General features: G+C 71.7%; 16 protein-coding genes. 14 read left to right on the forward strand and 2 right to left on the reverse strand.

The window, feature by feature from the left end; genetic code table 11:
* Window positions 1–94: 94 nt before the first annotated feature.
* Window positions 95–430: a hypothetical protein gene (locus tag ACWD35_RS32975; RefSeq protein WP_451355001.1), complete on the forward strand. Its 336-nt coding sequence runs from the start codon at window positions 95–97 to the stop codon at window positions 428–430.
* 156 nt (window positions 431–586) lie between these two features.
* On the opposite strand, the gene ACWD35_RS32980 is transcribed toward ACWD35_RS32975, so the two are convergent.
* Entirely contained in the window at window positions 587–1009 is a 423-nt protein-coding gene (locus ACWD35_RS32980) for a pyridoxamine 5'-phosphate oxidase family protein (RefSeq protein WP_451355002.1), read from the reverse strand.
* A gap of 122 nt (window positions 1010–1131) precedes the next feature.
* Here ACWD35_RS32980 and clpB point away from each other — a divergent pair, with 122 nt between their 5' ends.
* Together clpB and ACWD35_RS32990 are read left to right on the forward strand one after the other, a co-directional pair.
* A complete protein-coding gene (gene clpB, locus ACWD35_RS32985; RefSeq protein WP_451355003.1) occupies window positions 1132–3729 on the forward strand; it encodes an ATP-dependent chaperone ClpB in 2598 nt (865 codons plus the stop codon).
* Between the two features lie 186 nt (window positions 3730–3915).
* Entirely contained in the window at window positions 3916–4446 is a 531-nt protein-coding gene (locus tag ACWD35_RS32990; protein WP_451355004.1) for a YbjN domain-containing protein, read from the forward strand.
* A gap of 61 nt (window positions 4447–4507) precedes the next feature.
* Here the strand turns inward: ACWD35_RS32990 and ACWD35_RS32995 are convergent, their stop codons facing one another.
* The gene (locus ACWD35_RS32995) at window positions 4508–5704 is read right to left on the reverse strand and encodes a pyridoxal phosphate-dependent aminotransferase (protein ID WP_451355005.1); all 1197 of its coding nucleotides are present in this window, start codon (window positions 5702–5704) and stop codon (window positions 4508–4510) included.
* A 749-nt stretch (window positions 5705–6453) separates the two neighbouring features.
* Between ACWD35_RS32995 and ACWD35_RS33000 the strand changes: the two genes are divergently transcribed.
* The 11 genes from ACWD35_RS33000 to ACWD35_RS33050 all read left to right on the forward strand — a co-directional run bounded on the left by ACWD35_RS33000 (window position 6454) and on the right by ACWD35_RS33050 (window position 17584).
* Entirely contained in the window at window positions 6454–6978 is a 525-nt protein-coding gene (locus ACWD35_RS33000; RefSeq protein WP_451355006.1) for a DUF2617 family protein, read from the forward strand.
* A gap of 118 nt (window positions 6979–7096) precedes the next feature.
* On the forward strand, window positions 7097–8737 hold the full coding sequence (locus tag ACWD35_RS33005) for a polyamine aminopropyltransferase (RefSeq protein ID WP_451355007.1): 1641 nt from the start codon (window positions 7097–7099) through the stop codon (window positions 8735–8737).
* 68 nt (window positions 8738–8805) lie between these two features.
* On the forward strand, window positions 8806–9579 hold the full coding sequence (locus ACWD35_RS33010; protein WP_451355008.1) for an SRPBCC domain-containing protein: 774 nt from the start codon (window positions 8806–8808) through the stop codon (window positions 9577–9579).
* A gap of 51 nt (window positions 9580–9630) precedes the next feature.
* Window positions 9631–10419 (forward strand): aldose epimerase family protein, encoded by a 789-nt coding sequence (locus ACWD35_RS33015; RefSeq protein WP_451355009.1) that lies wholly within the window; start codon window positions 9631–9633, stop codon window positions 10417–10419.
* Window positions 10420–10429: 10 nt separating this feature from the next.
* The gene (gene pyrE, locus ACWD35_RS33020) at window positions 10430–10978 is read left to right on the forward strand and encodes an orotate phosphoribosyltransferase (RefSeq protein ID WP_451355010.1); all 549 of its coding nucleotides are present in this window, start codon (window positions 10430–10432) and stop codon (window positions 10976–10978) included.
* A gap of 173 nt (window positions 10979–11151) precedes the next feature.
* Window positions 11152–12174 carry a class II fructose-bisphosphate aldolase gene (fbaA, locus tag ACWD35_RS33025; protein ID WP_451355011.1) on the forward strand — a complete coding sequence of 341 codons (1023 nt, stop codon included), beginning with the start codon at window positions 11152–11154 and terminating at the stop codon, window positions 12172–12174.
* Between the two features lie 69 nt (window positions 12175–12243).
* A complete protein-coding gene (locus ACWD35_RS33030) occupies window positions 12244–13734 on the forward strand; it encodes an MFS transporter (protein ID WP_451355012.1) in 1491 nt (496 codons plus the stop codon).
* 98 nt (window positions 13735–13832) lie between these two features.
* Window positions 13833–14246, forward strand: coding sequence for a DUF3151 domain-containing protein (locus ACWD35_RS33035; RefSeq protein ID WP_451355013.1), 414 nt, complete (start codon window positions 13833–13835; stop codon window positions 14244–14246).
* A gap of 162 nt (window positions 14247–14408) precedes the next feature.
* Window positions 14409–15257 (forward strand): tryptophan 2,3-dioxygenase family protein, encoded by an 849-nt coding sequence (locus ACWD35_RS33040; protein ID WP_451355014.1) that lies wholly within the window; start codon window positions 14409–14411, stop codon window positions 15255–15257.
* Complete coding sequence (kynU, locus tag ACWD35_RS33045) at window positions 15250–16461, forward strand: kynureninase (RefSeq protein ID WP_451355015.1); 1212 nt, start codon at window positions 15250–15252, stop codon at window positions 16459–16461. The genes ACWD35_RS33040 and kynU overlap by 8 nt, the downstream gene beginning before the upstream one ends.
* A gap of 205 nt (window positions 16462–16666) precedes the next feature.
* Window positions 16667–17584, forward strand: coding sequence for an alpha/beta hydrolase (locus ACWD35_RS33050; RefSeq protein WP_451355016.1), 918 nt, complete (start codon window positions 16667–16669; stop codon window positions 17582–17584).
* Window positions 17585–17735: the final 151 nt, after the last annotated feature.

A 17735-nucleotide genomic window follows, 5' to 3' on the forward strand; every position in this document is an offset into this window, starting at 1 on the left:
CGTGCGAACACTTCGTGGCCGATCGTGACGCCTGCTGTGAGCGAGGGCAACACCAATGGGCCTGTCTCGATGACCGATGGAGCCGGGAGTTGATGTGACCACTCCACCCGACGACCGCACCTTCCGCCGCGAAATGGCCACCGCCTACCGCTCCGGCTGGCACTTCATCGACCTGGTCACCGCCATCCCCCACGGTGGTGACTCGCTGATGGTGACCGTCTTCGGTGAACCGGTCGTCGTCACCCGGGACGAGGACGAGGACGTACGGGCCTACCGGTGTCTGCGTAAGCCCCGTGGTGCGCCCCAGCCAGTGCGCTGTGCCGTTCGGTACGGCATGATCTTTGTGAATCTGGACCAACGAGACCATCGGATGGCAGAACCGGAGGTCTCTGACGTGAGGACCATTTCGGCCACCCCCCGCAGCGCCTGACGCGATTCCCCCGGCGTAACAGATCGCTCAGGTGCTTCCCCCCGCAGCGGCGTCACCGTGACCTGAACACGGTGACGCCGCTGTCGTTTGTGGGGACATTTCAGGGTATGGGCGCGCTTTCACAGTGGCTGAAATCAGCCAGGTGTCGATTCCCGCTCAACCTCGCCCCAGCGCCCGCTCCACCGCGATCTCGATCACGACCCGTGAGGGATTCGGCGACGGCGTCCGCTCGTACCGTTCGGCGTACCGGCGCTCCGCCTCGGCCACCCGTTCCGGCTCGGTGTGGACCGTCGCCCGGCCCTCCAGCGTCGCCCAGCGCCGGCCGTCCACCTGGCATACGGCCACCCGGGCGCCCTCGGGGCCGGCCCCGGCCGCCAGCACATGGGCCACCTTCGCGCTCGACTTGTTCGTGATCACCCGGGCCAGCCGCGCCTCGGGGTCGTACGTCACTCCGACCGGCACCACGTGCGGGCTGCCGTCGGGGCGGAGCGTCGTCAGCGTGCAGAGGTGGCGCTCCCGCCAGAACGCGACATAGGCGTCGTCCGGGGCTGCTGGGTCTACCGCGTGCTTTGAGGACATGGGGGAAACCTAGCCCTCCACCAGCGTCGATCCAGCCTTGAGCGGAATAGGCTCAACTTTGTGTATGTTGGGTATGGCAGTAGCAGTCAGTGGGAGACGTGGCCGAGTAGGAGAGCGCGAACGTGGACGCCGAGCTGACCAACAGGAGCCGGGAAGCGATCAACGCGGCTAGCAGCCGGGCCGTGACCGAGGGGCACCCCGATCTCACGCCTGCCCATCTGCTCCTCGCCCTGCTCACGGGGCAGGAGAACGAGAACGTCACCGACCTGCTCGCCGCCGTCGACGCCGACCAGGCCGCCGTACGCTCCGGGGCGGAGAAGATCCTCGCCTCGCTGCCCAGCGTGACCGGGTCCACCGTCGCGCCGCCGCAGGCCAACCGCGAGCTGCTCGCCGTCATCGCCGACGCCGGTGAACGCGCCAGGGACCTCGGTGATGAATATTTGTCCACCGAGCATCTCCTCATCGGCATCGCCGCCAAGGGCGGTCGCGCCGCCGAGGTGCTCCGGGCGCAGGGCGCCGACGCGAAGAAGTTGCAGGAGGCCTTCGACAAGGCCAGGGGAGGACGCCGCGTGACCACCGCCGACCCCGAGGGTCAGTACAAGGCCCTGGAGAAGTTCGGCACCGACTTCACCGCCGCCGCCCGTGAGGGCAGGCTCGACCCGGTCATCGGGCGGGATCAGGAGATTCGGCGGGTTGTGCAGGTGCTGAGCCGGAGGACGAAGAACAATCCCGTCCTCATCGGTGAGCCCGGCGTCGGCAAGACCGCCGTCGTGGAAGGGCTTGCCCAGCGGATCGTCAAGGGCGATGTGCCGGAGTCCCTCAAGAACAAGCGGCTCGTCTCGCTCGACCTCGGGGCCATGGTCGCCGGTGCCAAGTACCGCGGTGAGTTCGAGGAGCGGCTGAAGGCCGTGCTCGCCGAGATCAAGGAATCCGACGGGCAGATCATCACCTTCATCGACGAGCTGCACACCGTCGTGGGGGCCGGGGCCGGCGGCGACTCCGCCATGGACGCCGGGAACATGCTCAAGCCCATGCTCGCCCGTGGTGAGCTGCGTATGGTCGGTGCGACCACACTCGACGAGTACCGGGAGCGGATCGAGAAGGATCCCGCCCTGGAGCGGCGGTTCCAGCAGGTGCTGGTCGCCGAGCCCTCCGTCGAGGACACCGTCGCCATCCTGCGCGGGCTCAAGGGGCGGTACGAGGCCCACCACAAGGTCCAGATCGCCGACAGCGCGCTGGTGGCCGCCGCGACCCTCTCCGACCGGTACATCACCTCCCGCTTCCTGCCGGACAAGGCCATCGACCTCGTCGACGAGGCCGCCTCGCGGCTGCGCATGGAGATCGACTCCTCCCCCGTCGAGATCGACGAACTCCAGCGCGCCGTCGACCGCTTGCGGATGGAGGAGCTGGCGATCGGCAAGGAGACCGACCCGGCCTCCCGCGAGCGCCTGGAGAAGCTGCGCCGCGACCTCGCCGACAAGGAGGAGGAACTGCGCGGGCTCACCGCCCGCTGGGAGAAGGAGAAGCAGTCCCTCAACCGGGTCGGTGAGCTGAAGGAGAAGCTCGACGACCTGCGGGGGCAGGCCGAACGCGCCCAGCGCGACGGCGACTTCGACACCGCCGCCAAGCTGCTGTACGGCGAGATCCCCGGCGTGGAGAAGGAGCTGGAGGTCGCCTCCGAGGCCGAGGAGGAGGTCGCCAGGGACACCATGGTCAAGGACGAGGTCGGCTCCGACGACATCGCCGACGTCGTCGGAGCCTGGACCGGCATCCCCGCCGGCCGCCTCATGGAGGGCGAGACGCAGAAGCTGCTGCGGATGGAGGGGGAGCTCGGCAAGCGGCTGATCGGGCAGAGCGAGGCCGTGCGGGCCGTCAGCGATGCCGTGCGGCGGTCCCGGGCCGGCATCGCCGACCCCGACCGGCCGACCGGGTCCTTCCTCTTCCTCGGGCCGACCGGCGTCGGCAAGACCGAACTCGCCAAGGCGCTCGCCGACTTCCTCTTCGACGACGAGCGAGCCATGGTCCGCATCGACATGTCGGAGTACAGCGAGAAGCACAGCGTGGCCCGGCTGGTCGGCGCGCCTCCCGGGTACGTCGGCTACGAGGAGGGCGGCCAGCTGACCGAGGCCGTGCGGCGGCGGCCGTACAGCGTCGTCCTGCTGGATGAAGTCGAAAAGGCGCATCCCGAGGTCTTCGACATCCTCCTGCAAGTCCTGGACGACGGGCGGCTGACGGACGGGCAGGGGCGTACTGTCGACTTCCGCAACACCATCCTGGTGCTCACCTCCAACCTCGGCAGCCAGTTCCTGGTCGAGCCGACGACCACCGAGCACGAGAAGAAGGAGCAGGTTCTCGAAGTCGTACGGGCCTCCTTCAAGCCGGAGTTCCTCAACCGGCTCGACGACCTGGTGGTCTTCTCGGCCCTGAACAAGGACGAGCTGGCCCGGATCGCCAGGCTGCAGATCGACCGGCTGGCCAAGCGGCTGGCCGAACGCCGGCTCACCCTGGACGTCACCCCCGAGGCCCTGGCCTGGCTGGCGGACGAGGGCAACGACCCGGCCTACGGCGCCCGGCCTCTCCGCCGTCTCGTCCAGACGGCCATCGGTGACCGCCTCGCCAAGGAGATCCTGTCGGGCGAGGTCAAGGACGGCGACACGGTCCGCGTGGACCGCTTCGGCGAGGGGCTGATCGTGGGGGCGGCCACCGGGAAGACGCTGTAGACCCGCGGGAGAACTGGGCGAACGGGCTGGAACAGGGATTCTGGTACTCGCGTCGATGATCGGCCACCTAGTGGAGGCCGTCGGCTGAGCCGCTTGCCGGGGGTGGGGCAAGAGAGAGAGGGTGGGCTGTGTACGTCTGGTCTCGCGAGGACCGGACGAGCCAGACGACCGCAGGAGTGTCCAAGTATGTCCATCGACCCGTCCTCGATTCCGAACTTCGGGGGCCAGCCCGAACCGCAGCCCCAAGAGCCGGCCGGCCCCGTTGTCCCGGATCAGGACCTCGTGAAGCAGCTCCTCGACCAGATGGAGCTGAAGTACGTCGTCGACGAGGAGGGTGACCTCGCCGCGCCGTGGGAGCAGTTCCGCACGTACTTCATGTTCCGTGGGGAGGCCGAACAGGCGGTCTTCTCGGTGCGGACCTTCTACGACCGCCCCCACCCGATCAGCGCCAAGCCCGCGCTGCTGGAGGCCATCGACGACTGGAACCGGCGCACGCTGTGGCCGAAGATGTACACGCACACCCACGACGACGGCACCGTCCGCCTCATCGGTGAGGCGCAGATGCTGATCGGCACCGGTGTCGCGCTGGAGCACTTCGTCTCCTCCACGGTCAGCTGGGTGCGGGCCGCGATCGAGTTCGACAAGTGGCTCGTGGAGCAGCTCGGCCTGGAGCAGGAAGTCGACAACGCGGAGAAGCCCGAGGACGACGAAGAGTAAGCGCGTCCGGCCGGGTCCGGGGGCGGCGGCCCCCGGACCGTGCCCGGTTGCGCCGCTTTTCTCAGCTGCGCCGTAGCCGTTCCGCCGCCTCCCGCAGGACGTCCTCCTTCTTGCAGAACGCGAACCGCACGAACGGCGCCCCGGCCTCCCGGTCGTCGTAGAACACCGCGTTCGGAATGGCCACCACGCCCGCGCGCTCCGGTAGGGCGCGGCAGAAGGCGAAGCCGTCCTTCTCGCCCAGGGGGCGGATGTCGGTGGTGATGAAGTAGGTGCCGGACGGCATGAACACCTCGAAGCCCGCCTGGGTCAGGCCCTCGGCCAGGATGTCCCGGCGGGTGCGCATGTCCCGGCGGAACGTGTCGAAGTAGGCGTCGGGGAGGGCCAGCGCCTCGGCCACCGCGTACTGGAACGGGCCCGAGGAGACGTACGTCAGGAACTGCTTCGCCGAGCGGACCGCCGTCACCAGGCCCGGTGCGGCCGTCACCCAGCCGACCTTCCAGCCGGTGAAGGAGAAGGTCTTGCCGGCCGAGCCGATGGTCACCGTGCGCTCCCGCATCCCGGGGAACGTGGCGAGCGGCACGTGCTCGGCGTCGTCGAAGACCAGGTGCTCGTAGACCTCGTCGGTGACCACCAGCAGGTCCCGTTCGACGGCCAGTTCCGCGATCGCGGCCAGCTCCGCGCGGGTGAGGACCGTGCCGGTGGGGTTGTGCGGGGTGTTGATCAGCAGCAGGCGGGTGTGGTCGGTGACCGCCGCGCGCAGCTCGTCCAGGTCGAGGCGGAAGCAGGCGCCGTCCCCGTCGGTGTGCGGGCGGAGTGTGACCGGTACGCGCCGGCCGCCCGCCATCGCGATGCTCGCCGCGTAGGAGTCGTAGTACGGCTCCAGCGCGATCACCTCGTCGCCGGGTTCGAGGAGCGCCAGCAGGGAGGCCGCGATCGCCTCCGTGGCGCCCGCCGTGACCAGGACCTCGGTGTCGGGGTCACAGGAGAGGCCGTAGCGGCGCAGCTGGTGCTCCGCGATCGCGGTGCGCAGCTCGGGGATGCCCGGTCCCGGCGGGTACTGGTTGCCGCGCCCGTCGCGCAGCGCTCGTACGGCCGCCTCGCGGACCTCTTCGGGGCCGTCCGTGTCGGGGAAGCCCTGGCCCAGGTTGATCGACCCGGTCCGGACGGCGAGGGCGGACATCTCGGCGAAGATCGTCGTCCCGAACTCGGCGAGCCGGCGGTTGAGGTAGGGGCGCGCGGTGGAGGTCATGCGGGTCATCCTGCGCCCAAGCTCTGGACTTCCTCAACTGTGCTTTGCCCGCCGGATCGGCCGGGCATCTCCCGGTCACCAGCGGCAGGCGACTGGCGCGAGGCGCCCACGGGGGGCCGCTTCGGGGGAACGGAAAGTAGGTGACGCCATGGGCATCGTGCTGAGTGGGGCGGCGTTCTTGTTCGTGTGCGCGGGGATCATGGCCTTCTCGGTCCGGCGTGACAAGCGCGCCAAGTGGCGGCGGTCGGCCCCGGGCGGGTACGGGTCGTCCGACGGGGGCGGCAGCTGGTGGGCCGCCACCGGCGACGGCGGCTCGTCGTCCGGGGGCCACCACTCCGGGGGCCACCACTCCGGCGGTCACCACTCCGGTGGCGGGCACTCGTGTGGCGGCCATTCGTCCTGTGGATCCTCGTCCTGTGGATCCTCGTGCGGCGGATCCTCGTGTGGCGGGGGCGGCTGCGGAGGCGGCAGTTGAGGGGCGCTCGGCGGCTTCCGCCCCGCGCCAGGCGTACGCCGTAGTTGAACAGTTGAGCTGTGGGGCCCTCTGAGGGATGGAAACCCGGCGAAGTTGGGTAAAAACGCTGTGGCGGCGCCACTGTTCATGATTCCCTCTAAGCCACTAAGCAGCCCTCGGACGCCCCGCAGACACCCCGTCCCGCCCGGGCCGGCTCGGCAGACCGGGCCGACATGGCACTTGCCCGGTGTCGACCGAGGTGCGCCGGACCACACCCCTCCTTGCGTGTTAGCGGAGCCGATCCATGCTCACGACCCTGAACACCTCCTACACCGATACGCGCGCTGCCGATCTGGCCTGGGCCCTCGGACGCGAGCCGCTCCCCGCGCTGGCCACCCTCGACCTGGAACTGGCCGGTGCCAAGCTGCAGTTGAGACTGCTCGGCGCGTCCCACCAGGTCCTGCTGGACGAGGAGCGGGGCGGCTGTTCGGAGACGGTCGCGTGCATCCCCGGCTCCAGCACCCCGCTGCCGCTCGGCGTCGCCAAGCGCGTCGGGGACTGGGAGTACGAGTTCGCCGCCCGGGTGGAACTGCTCACGCCCGGCTCCTTCGCGGGCCGCGCCCAGGAGTTGCTGGCCCTCGTCTCCGACCACCCGCACGGCCTCGCCGGGGTCTTCCCGGGCAGCCCGCACGCGTTCACAGCCATGCTGGCCCAGCGGCACGACGGGCAGGTGCAGTGGCGCACCTGGCACGCCTACCCGCAGGACGGCCAGTTGGTCGCGACCCGCACCCGGGTCGGCGTCCGCGTGGCGGTGGGTCAGCCGGGCTAGCTGGAGGCGGTCCGGTTGATCACTCGCGGGGCCGCATAAACCCGCGAGGCATCAACTGCCCCTATTTCCACACGTGTGGGTGACCAGGCGTACTGAGCCTGTGACGTAACGTCGCAACGTGATCGAACCGCACGCCCCCGCGCCCCCGGGCGCCCCGCCCCGGACAGGCCCCGCCCTGCTGCCTGTCCGGCCCGGCACCGGGCGGTTCCTGGTCCTCGTGTGCGTCTTCGTCGTCGCGGCCTGCGGGCTCGTCTACGAACTCGAACTCGTCGCGTTCGCCTCGTACTTGATCGGCGACTCGGTCACCCAGTCCTCCGTCGTGCTGTCCGTGATGGTGTTCGCGATGGGCATCGGCTCGCTCGGCGCCAAGCGGCTGCGCTGGCACGCGGCGGCCGGATTCGGCGCGGTCGAGGCCGCCTTGGCGCTGGTCGGCGGATGCAGCGCGATGGCCCTGTACGCCGTCTTCGCCTGGACCGGCGGCTGGGGCGGGGTGTGGGCCGAGGGGCCGCGCTTCCTGCTGGTCGCCTTCTCCCTCGCCATCGGCCTGCTCATCGGCGCCGAAGTCCCCTTGCTGATGGAGCTGATCCAGCGCATCCACCGCCAGGACGCGGGCGGCGCGGTCGCCGACCTGTTCGCCGCGGACTACGTGGGCGCGCTCGTCGGCGGCCTCGCCTTCCCCTTCCTACTCCTGCCCGTCCTCGGCCAGTTGACCGGCGCGCTGCTCACCGGTGCGGTCAACGTCGTCGCCGGGGGCGCCCTGGTCCTCGGCCTGTTCCGGCGCGACCTGTCCCGCCGCGCCACCTGGACCCTGCTGCTCGTCGGCCTCACCGTCCTCGGCGTCCTCGCCTCCGCCGCCGCCCTCGCCGACGAGTTCGAGCGCGCCGCCCGGCACGCGGTCTACGGCAAGGACGTCCGGGTGGCCGTACAGACCGGTGTCCAGGAGGTCGTCCTCACCGGCGGCACCGACGGCAAGCCGCTCGACCTGTTCCTGGACGGCCGGCTGCGCGTCGGCGGCCGGGACGAGCGCCGCTACCACGAGGGCCTGGTCCACCCGGCCCTGTCCGGCGGCCCGCACGCGCGCGTGCTGATCCTCGGTGGCGGAGACGGCCTCGCCGCCCGCGAGGTCCTGCGCCGCCCGGACGTGCGCCGCGTCGACGTCGTGGAACTCGACGCCGGCCTGATCCGCCTGGCCCGCCGCGACCCCGGCCTGTCCGCCCTCAACGGGCATGCGTACGACGACACGCGCGTCCACGTCACGACCGCGGACGCCCTCGGCTGGCTGCGGGGGGCGCCCGTGCGGTCGTACGACGTCGTGATCGCGGACCTCCCCGACCCCGGCATCACCGCCAGCACCAAGCTGTACTCCCAGGAGTTCTACGGCCTGTCCCGCCGCGTGCTCGCCCCCGGTGGCCGGCTGGTGGTGCACGCCGGGCCCGTCTCCACCCGGCCCCGGGCCTTCTGGACGGTCGACGCGACCCTCCGCGCGGCCGGCTTCGCCACGTCCCCGTACCGCGTCCTGGGCCAGGACTCCGGCTTCGCCCCGGGCCCCGACCGCTCCGCGGCCTCCACCCGCGCCCCCCACGACTGGGGCTTCCTCCTGGCCGCCCCGGGCCACACCCCGCCACCCCTGCGGCTGGACCCCCGGGGCCCGCGTCCGTACACGCTCACCCGGTCCGCGCTGGCGGCGGACGGACTGGCGGCGGAGCGGACGCGGATCGGCGGGCTGGCGGCGTCGACGCTGGTGCATCCGCGGTACTGACGGGTCAGGACAGACCACCTGTTCGCGTGAGGGTACGTTCGGGCCCCAGGTGGGTAGGGTCAGTCGACATGGAGCACCAGGTCTTCGTTCCGGTTTCCGGTGAGCGGCTCAGGGCGGCGCTGGCCGACCCCGTGCGCGTCGCCCGGGCGATCCCCGGGTTCCAGCAGGACGCGGGTGGCGAACCCGGCGCCGGGCGGCTGAAGTTGCGGGTCGGCGGGAACTCCGTCACCTACCGGGGCGCGGTGCGCGTCACCGCCCGGGAGGACGGCACGTACGCCGTCGAGGGCGACGGCACCGAGGCCCGCGGCGCCGGCTCGGTCAAGCTCGCCCTGACCCTGCGCATCGACGAGGCCGAGGGCGGCTCCACCGTCACCGTCGCGGGCACGGTGGACGCGGACGGACGCCTCGCGGAACTGCCGGCGGAGGCGGTGACCTCGGCGGCGACCCGGCTGCTGAACCGCTTCGTGGAGGGGCTGGCGGAGGGACCGGCGGATTCGCACGACGCGCCCGAGCCCGAGCCCGAGTCCGGACCCGACCACGTCTCCGTCTTCGACACCGGGATCCCCCCGTCCCCCCTGGAACCCGACGCCGACACCGCCGACCGCCGCGCCGGCAACTTCGCCGACACCGATGAACCCCCGGCCGAGGCCGCGCACGCGCGCCGCACGATGATCGGCCGCAGCGCGGAGGAGGTGGACCACGCCCCGCCGCGTGGCCGCTACGCCCCCGTACCGGCCCCCCAGACGGTCGCCACGAACCCGGCCCTGCGCTGGGCGGCCCCGGCGGCGCTGGCCTTGGCATCGGCGATCGTCGTCGCACGGGCGCTGCGCAAACGCCATTAGCGACCGCCCGTACCGCGGACGCCGTCTTGATCACCCCAGTAGGGTCGTCCCGTGAGCAACGAAGACATCACGCTGACCGCGGGCGACGCGGAGGTGAGCGTGCGCCCCGGCAACGGCGGCCGTATCGGTGGGCTGCGGATCGGCGGCGTGGAACTGCTGCGGCAGGGGGAGCGCTACGGCTGTTTCCCGATGGTCCCCTGGTGCGGCCGGACCCGGGACGGCCGGTTCCTGGACGGCGGCACGATCCGCCAGATGCCCGTCAACTCCCCGCCGCACGCCATCCACGGCACCGCCCGTGACGGCGTCTGGCGCACCGCGCGCGTCGCGGAGAACGAGGCGGTGATCACGTACGACCTGGTCGACCCCTGGCCGCACCCCGGCCGCGTCACCCAGGTCGTCACGCTCACCGGGGACAGCCTGACGCTGACCATGTCCGTGGAGGCGCAGGACGACTCCTTCCCGGCGCAGATCGGCTGGCACCCGTGGTTCAACCGGAACCTCGGCGGCGAGGACGTACGGCTGGACTTCGAGCCCGGCTGGCAGGAGGAGCGCGGGGACGACCATCTGCCGACCGGCAAGCGCATCGACCCCCGGCCCGGCCCCTGGGACGACTGCTTCGGCATGCCCGGCGGTGTCGACGTCACCCTCACCTGGCCCGGCCAGCTGGAGCTGAAGGTGGCGAGCCGCGAGGAGTGGGTGGTCGTCTACGACGAGCAGGCCGAGGCCGTCTGCGTGGAGCCGCAGACCGGGCCGCCCAACGGGCTGAACACCCTTCCGCGCCTGGTCACACCGCTGGACCCGCTGGAGGCGACGACGACCTGGAGCTGGCGGCGCAACTAAGCTGTTCGGCATGACGGACGTACGTGGCGCGCTGCTGCAGCAGATCAAGGACAAGGCCGTGGTGCACGGCAAGGTGACCCTGTCGTCGGGCAAGGAAGCCGACTACTACATCGACCTCCGCCGGATCACGCTGGACGGCGAGGCCGCGCCGCTGGTCGGTCAGGTCATGCTCGACCTGACCGACGAGCTGGACTTCGAGGCCGTCGGCGGCCTCACCCTGGGCGCCGACCCGGTGGCCACCGCGATGCTGCACGCCTCCGCCGCGCGCGGGAAGACGCTGGACGCCTTCGTGGTCCGCAAGGCGGGCAAGGCGCACGGCCTGCAGCGCCGCATCGAGGGCGCCGAGGTCAAGGGCCGCCGGGTGCTGGCCGTCGAGGACACCTCCACCACCGGCGGCTCCGTGCTGACCGCCGTGGAGGCGCTGCGCGAGGCCGGTGCGGAGGTCGTCGCCGTCGCCACGATCGTGGACCGGGCGACCGGCGCGGCCGAGGCGATCGCCGAGCAGGCGGGGGTGCCGTACCTGTTCGCCTTCTCGAAGGATGAACTGGGTCTGGACTGACGCGCCGGTTTGACCTGGACTTGTCCGGGGGGCCGACCATCACGCCAGGTCTGGAAAGATGGGGCCGACGATGACGTCACCCCCCGGGACAGGTGACGATGACGTCACCCCCCCAGGTCTAGGTCAGGGCCGTAACGCAGCAATCCGACCCCGCACACCCAAGGAGCGGACAGATGCCCATCGCAACCCCCGAGGTCTACAACGAGATGCTCGACCGGGCGAAGGCAGGCAAGTTCGCCTACCCGGCCATCAACGTCACCTCGTCCCAGACCCTGAACGCGGCACTGCGCGGCTTCGCCGAGGCGGAGAGCGACGGCATCGTCCAGATCTCCACGGGTGGTGCGGAGTTCCTCGGCGGCCAGTACAGCAAGGACATGGTGACCGGCGCGGTCGCGCTCGCCGAGTACGCGCACATCCTCGCCGAGAAGTACCCGGTCAACATCGCGCTGCACACCGACCACTGCCCGAAGGACAAGCTCGACGGGTACGTGCGTCCGCTGCTCGCGCTGTCCGAGGAGCGCGTGAAGGCCGGCCGTAACCCGCTGTTCCAGTCGCACATGTGGGACGGCTCCGCCGAGACCCTCGCCGACAACCTGGCCATCGCCCAGGAGCTGCTGGAGCAGGCCCGCCGCGCCAACATCATCCTCGAGGTCGAGATCACCCCGACCGGCGGCGAGGAGGACGGCGTCACCCACGAGATCAACGACGAGCTGTACACCACGGTCGAGGACGCGATCCGCACCGCCGAGGCCCTCGGCCTGGGCGAGAAGGGCCGCTACCTGCTGGCCGCCTCCTTCGGCAACGTGCACGGCGTGTACAAGCCGGGCAACGTCGTGCTCCGCCCCGACCTGCTGAAGGAGCTGAACGACGGCGTCGCGGCCAAGTTCGGCAAGCAGTCCCCGTTCGACTTCGTCTTCCACGGCGGCTCCGGCTCCACCGAGCAGGAGATCCTGACCGCGCTGGAGAACGGCGTCGTGAAGATGAACCTCGACACGGACACCCAGTACGCCTTCACCCGTCCGGTCGCCGCGCACATGTTCCAGAACTACGACGGCGTCCTGAAGGTCGACGGCGAGGTCGGCTCCAAGAAGGCCTACGACCCGCGCACCTGGGGCAAGCTGGCCGAGGCGGGCATGGCCGCGCGCGTTGTCGAGGCCACGAAGAACCTGCGCTCGGCGGGTAACAAGATCAAGTAAGGCGTCGCTCGACGTCTTGGCGGGCCCGGTGACTATCGACGTCACCGGGCCCGCTGTATACCTGGAGCCATGCCCGACGTCCGGCTGGCCTCCCCCCAGGGCAAGTGGATCCTGCTGACCACGGTCCTCGGGTCCAGCATGGCGATGCTGGACTCGACCGTCGTCAACGTGGCGCTCCCGCGCATCGGCCGCGACCTGGGCGCGAGCCTGGCCGCCCTCCAGTGGACGGTCAACGCGTACATGGTCACGCTGGCCGGGCTGATCCTGCTGGGCGGTTCGCTGGGGGACCGCTACGGGCGGCGCAGGATCTTCGTGCTGGGAGTCGTCTGGTTCGCCGCCGCGTCGCTGCTCTGCGGCCTGGCCCCGACCTCCGGCGTCCTCATCGCCGCCCGCGCGCTCCAGGGCATCGGCGGTGCGCTGCTCACCCCCGGCTCCCTCGCGCTGATCCAGGCCTCCTTCCACCCCGACGACCGGAGCCGGGCGGTCGGCCTGTGGTCCGGCTTCGGCGGCATCGGGGCGGCCGTCGGCCCGTTCCTGGGCGGCTGGCTGGTGGACGGCCCCGGCTGGCGCTGGGTGTTCCTGCTGAACGTGCCGCTGGCCGTGCTGTGCGTGCCGGTCGCCCTGCGGCACGTCCCCGAGTCCGCCGACCACCGCGCCCACGGCCGTTTCGACGTGCTCGGCGCCGCCCTCGGCGCCCAGGCGCTCGCCCTGCTGACGTACGCCCTGATCGAGGCCCGCAGCGGCTCCCTGGTGGTCGCGGTGACCGCGGTGGCGGGTCTGGCCGCGGCGGTGGCGTTCATCGTCGTCGAGCGGCGCCGCCCGGATCCGATGCTGCCGCCGGACATCTTCGCCTCGCGCCAGTTCACCGCGGTCAACCTGGTCACGCTGTGCGTGTACGCGGCCTTCGGCGGCTTCTTCTTCCTCACCGCGCTCCAGCTCCAGGTGGTGGCGGGCTACTCGGCCCTGGCCGCCGGTACGGCCCTGCTGCCGACCACGGCCCTGATGCTGCTGTTCTCCGCCCGCTCGGGCGCCCTGGCCGACCGGACCGGCCCCCGTCTGCCGCTCACCGTCGGCCCGTTGCTGTGCGCCGTGGCGATGCTGCTGATGCTCCGCGTGGGGCCGTACGCGCACTACCTGACGGACGTGCTGCCCGCCCTGCTGGTGATGGGCGCGGGCATGGTCATCCTGGTCGCGCCCCTGACGGCGACGGTCCTCGCCTCGGTGGACACCGCCCGCGCGGGCCTGGCCAGCGGCATCAACAACGCGGCGGCGCGGGCGGCGGGCCTGATCGCGGTCGCCGCGCTGCCGCTGCTGGCGGGCATGGGCCCGGAGGCGTACCGCTCGCCGGGCGCCTTCGACGCGGCGTTCCGGCGGGCGATGCCGATCTGCGCGGGCGTGCTGGTGGTGGGGGCGGCGCTGGCCTTCACCCTGGTCCGCAGCCCGGCCCCGGGCTGCCGCAAGCCCGAGTGCCACAGGCACGGCTGCGTGACGTGCCCACCGCTGGAGGGGACCACGACGTCGGAGGCGACCACGGCTTCCAGCGCTGGTCGAGCCGAGTGAGGTGCCGAGGCCGTAGAGCTGGACGTCGATGCCGTTCCAGCCGGTGCCGCAGGCGCCGCAACAGTTACCGATCAAGCGCAATGCAGCAGACTGGTGCCATGACGATGCACGAGAACCTTCTCGGGGGCCCGCCCCCGACCCACCTCCCCGACGACCCGGAGCCCCGCGAGCTGCTCGCGGGCGGTACGGCACCGGCCGATGTGGCCGCCAAGTACCCCACGTCGTCCCTCGCCTGGGCCCAGCTGGCCGACGACGCGTTCGAGCGGGGCGCGGTCGTGGAGTCGTACGCGTACGCCCGTACGGGCTACCACCGTGGCCTGGACGCCCTGCGGCGCAGCGGCTGGAAGGGCCACGGCCCGGTGCCCTGGGAGCACGAGCCCAACCGTGGCTTCCTGCGCGCCCTGCACGCCCTCGCCCGCGCCGCGCAGGGGATCGGCGAGCAGGAGGAGTACGAGCGCTGCACGCAGTTCCTGAAGGACTCCTCGCAGACGGCGGCCCAGACCCTGGGCTGACCCCTGCGGGAGTCGTACGGGATTCACCGGTGTGGCCCGTCTGGCAGCAGACGGGCCTTGCCGTGCCGGGGGTGATCGCGGAGGATGCGGTTGGGGACCGGGGCCCCCGTGCCGGAATCGGCAGGGGCGGACCGCTACCCGGAGCAACAGCAGGAGACAGCGATGTCCCAACAGGCTCATCGGTCCTTGGAGACTCAGGAGCCCGAGACCCCGCATCTCGACTTCGCGGGCACGACGCCGTACGAGGACTACGTCAAGGCGGACGTGCTCACCCACCTCCAGCACACCCTCTCCGACGACCCCGGCGAGATGGTCTTCCTGGTGACGACCCAGGTCATGGAGCTGTGGTTCACGGTCATCGTGCACGAGTGGGAGACCGCGGCACGCGCCCTGCGCGAGGAGCGGGTGCCGGTGGCGATCGACGCGCTGAAACGTTCCGTACGGGAACTGGAGGCGCTGAACGCCTCCTGGAAGCCGCTCGGCCAGCTGACCCCGGCGCAGTTCAACGCGTACCGCTCCGCCCTCGGCGAGGGCTCCGGCTTCCAGTCGGCGATGTACCGGCGCCTGGAGTTCCTGCTCGGCGAGAAGTCCGCGTCCATGCTCGTCCCGCACCGCGGCGCCCCCCGCGTCCACGCGGAACTGGAGAAGGCGCTGCACGAGCCGAGCCTGTACGACGAGGTCGTACGGCTCCTCGCCCGGCGCGGCCACGCGATCCCCGAGGACGTGCTGGGACGGGATCTGACCCAGCGCTACGAGCCCTCCGGCGCCGTCGAGGCGGCCTGGGCGGAGATCTACTCCGGCGACCAGAACGCCGAGCTCGCCCGTCTCGGCGAGGCGTTGTCGGACGTGGCCGAACTGGTGTGGCGCTGGCGCAACGACCACCTGGTCGCCACCCGCCGCGCAATGGGCGCGAAGGCCGGCACGGGCGGCTCGGCGGGCGTGGCCTGGCTGGAGAAGCGCGCCCGCAAGAACGTGTTCCCGGAGCTGTGGACGGCGAGGTCGCATGTCTGAGTTCGCGTTGCGCGCGGAGAAGCTGGACGCGGCGGACGAACTGGCCCCGCTGCGCTCCCGCTTCGTCCTGGACACTGTGTCCGGTCATGCGGCTGACTCCGCCGGCGTCTACCTGGACGGGAACTCGCTCGGCGCCCTGCCGGCGAACGTGCCGGGCCGGGTCGAGGACGTCGTCCGCAGGCAGTGGGGCGAACTGCGCATCCGCTCCTGGGAGGAGAGCGGCTGGTGGACGGCGCCGGAGCGGATCGGCGACAGGATCGCCCCGCTGGTCGGCGCGGCACCGGGCCAGATCGTCGTCGGCGACTCCACAAGTATCAATGTTTTCAAGGCAGTTGTGGCAGCCGTTCGCATGGCGGGCGAGGGCCGGGACGAGATCCTGGTGGACGCGACGACGTTCCCCACGGACGGCTACATCGCCGAGTCGGCCGCCCGCCTGACCGGCCGCACGCTGCGCGCGGTCACCCCGGCGCAGGTGCCGGACGCGCTCGGCGAGCGCACGGCGGCGGTGCTGCTCAACCACGTCGACTACCGCACCGGCCGCCTGCACGACCTGCCGTCCCTGACGGCCGCGGTGCACGCGGCGGGGGCGTACGCCGTCTGGGACCTGTGCCACAGCGCGGGCGCCCTGCCGGTCGGCCTGGACGAGCACGGGGTCGACCTGGCGGTCGGCTGCACCTACAAGTACCTGAACGGCGGCCCCGGTTCACCGGCGTACCTGTACGTGCGGCACGAGCTGCAGGACCGTTTCGACTCCCCGCTGCCCGGCTGGAACTCGCACACCGACCCGTTCGGCATGAGCCCGTCGTACGCCCCGGCACCGGGCGCCCTGCGCGGCCGGGTCGGCACCCCGGACATCCTCTCCATGCTGGCCCTGGAGGCGGCCCTGGAGGTCTGGGACGAGGTCTCGGTCGCCGCGGTCCGGGCGAAGTCCCTGGCCCTGACCGACTTCTTCCTGGAGTGCGTGGCGGCGTACACCGAGCCCGGCCGGGTCGAGTCGGTCACCCCGGAGCCCCACGAGGAACGCGGCAGCCAGGTCGCGCTGCGCTGCCCGGATGCCGGTGAGGTGATGAGACGCCTGATCGCGCGGGGTGTGGTGGGCGACTTCCGCCACCCGGACGTGCTCCGCTTCGGGTTCACGCCGCTGTACGTGAGCTTCGGGGATGTGGAGCGGGCGGCGCGGGTGCTGGGAGAGGTGCTGGGCTAGGTCCGACAGGTCCTGGAGGAGAAGCCGGGGCTGGGCGGGGCGGCGATGGCTCCTGCCCGGCCCCTGCCGCACAACGGGCCGCAGAAGCGTTTTCCTTCACCCTGCGTGACATCCCCATATTGCCGCACGTCACCGGCCTGATACCGTCCCCGCCAACGGTCGACGAAGAGTCGCCAAACCCGTTCCATCGCTGAGAGGTTGGAGCATGCCGGACGACGCCGCAGCAGCCCGCGCCGCCGCCGAGGAGGAGTCCGCCTTCTCGCACCCCCCGGTAGACCCCGACGTCAGCGCCACGTACGGCGACCATCCCGACCAGGTGATCGACTTCTACGCCCCCCGCACCGGCCCGGACTCCCCGCTCGCCCCCGGTTCCCCCGCCCCGCTGGTCGTGGTCCTGCACGGCGGCGCCTGGCGCGCCCGCTACGACCGCCGCCACATCACCCCGTTCGCGGACTACCTGTGCCGCAGGGGCTTCGCGGTGGCCAATGTGGAGTACCGGCGGGGCGGCGGCCTGATCCCGGAGCAGAGCAAGGGGGCCGAAGGGGACGAGGGCACCCCGCTCGCGGGCCGCTGGCCGGACACCTTCGACGACGTCGCCGCCGCCCTGGACGCCCTGCCCGGCATGGTCCACGAGGCGCTCCCGCAGGCCGACCCGCGCCGCACGGTGCTGACCGGCCACTCGGCGGGCGGCCACCTGGCGCTGTGGGCGGCGGCCCGGCACGTCCTGCCCGCCGACGCCCCCTGGCGCACCGACCGTCCGACCCCGCTGCGGGGCGTGGTCGCGCTGGCGCCGATCGCGGACTTCGAGGTGGCGGAGAAGCTGGACGTCTGCGGCAACGCGGCGCTGCAACTCCTCGGCGGGAAAGGGCACTTCGCGGAACGCCGGCCGTACGCGGACCCGGTCCTCCTGCTCCCCACGGGCATCGCCACGACGCTGGTCCAGGGCCGTTCGGACCTGGTGGTGCCGCAGGCGGTGGCCGAGTCGTACGCGGATGCGGCGGCGAAGGCGGGGGAGCTGGCGGGCCTGACCCTGCTGCAGGACGTGGGCCACTTCCCGCTGATCGACCCGGCGGCGGACGCGTGCGCGGTGGTGGCGGAGGAGATCGCGCAACTGGCGTGGTGAGGGCCGGGGTTCGCCCCTTCCGGGGCGGCCCCGGTCATACCCGTAGTACCTGAGAGCTACGCGCCAGAACAGTTCCCTGGCGGGACGCGAACGACACGCCCCGATTTCTAACTTCCTTGTCAGTGCAGCCCGATGGCCGGGCGAACTGAGA

It is taken from the genome of Streptomyces sp. NPDC002671 (assembly GCF_053592475.1).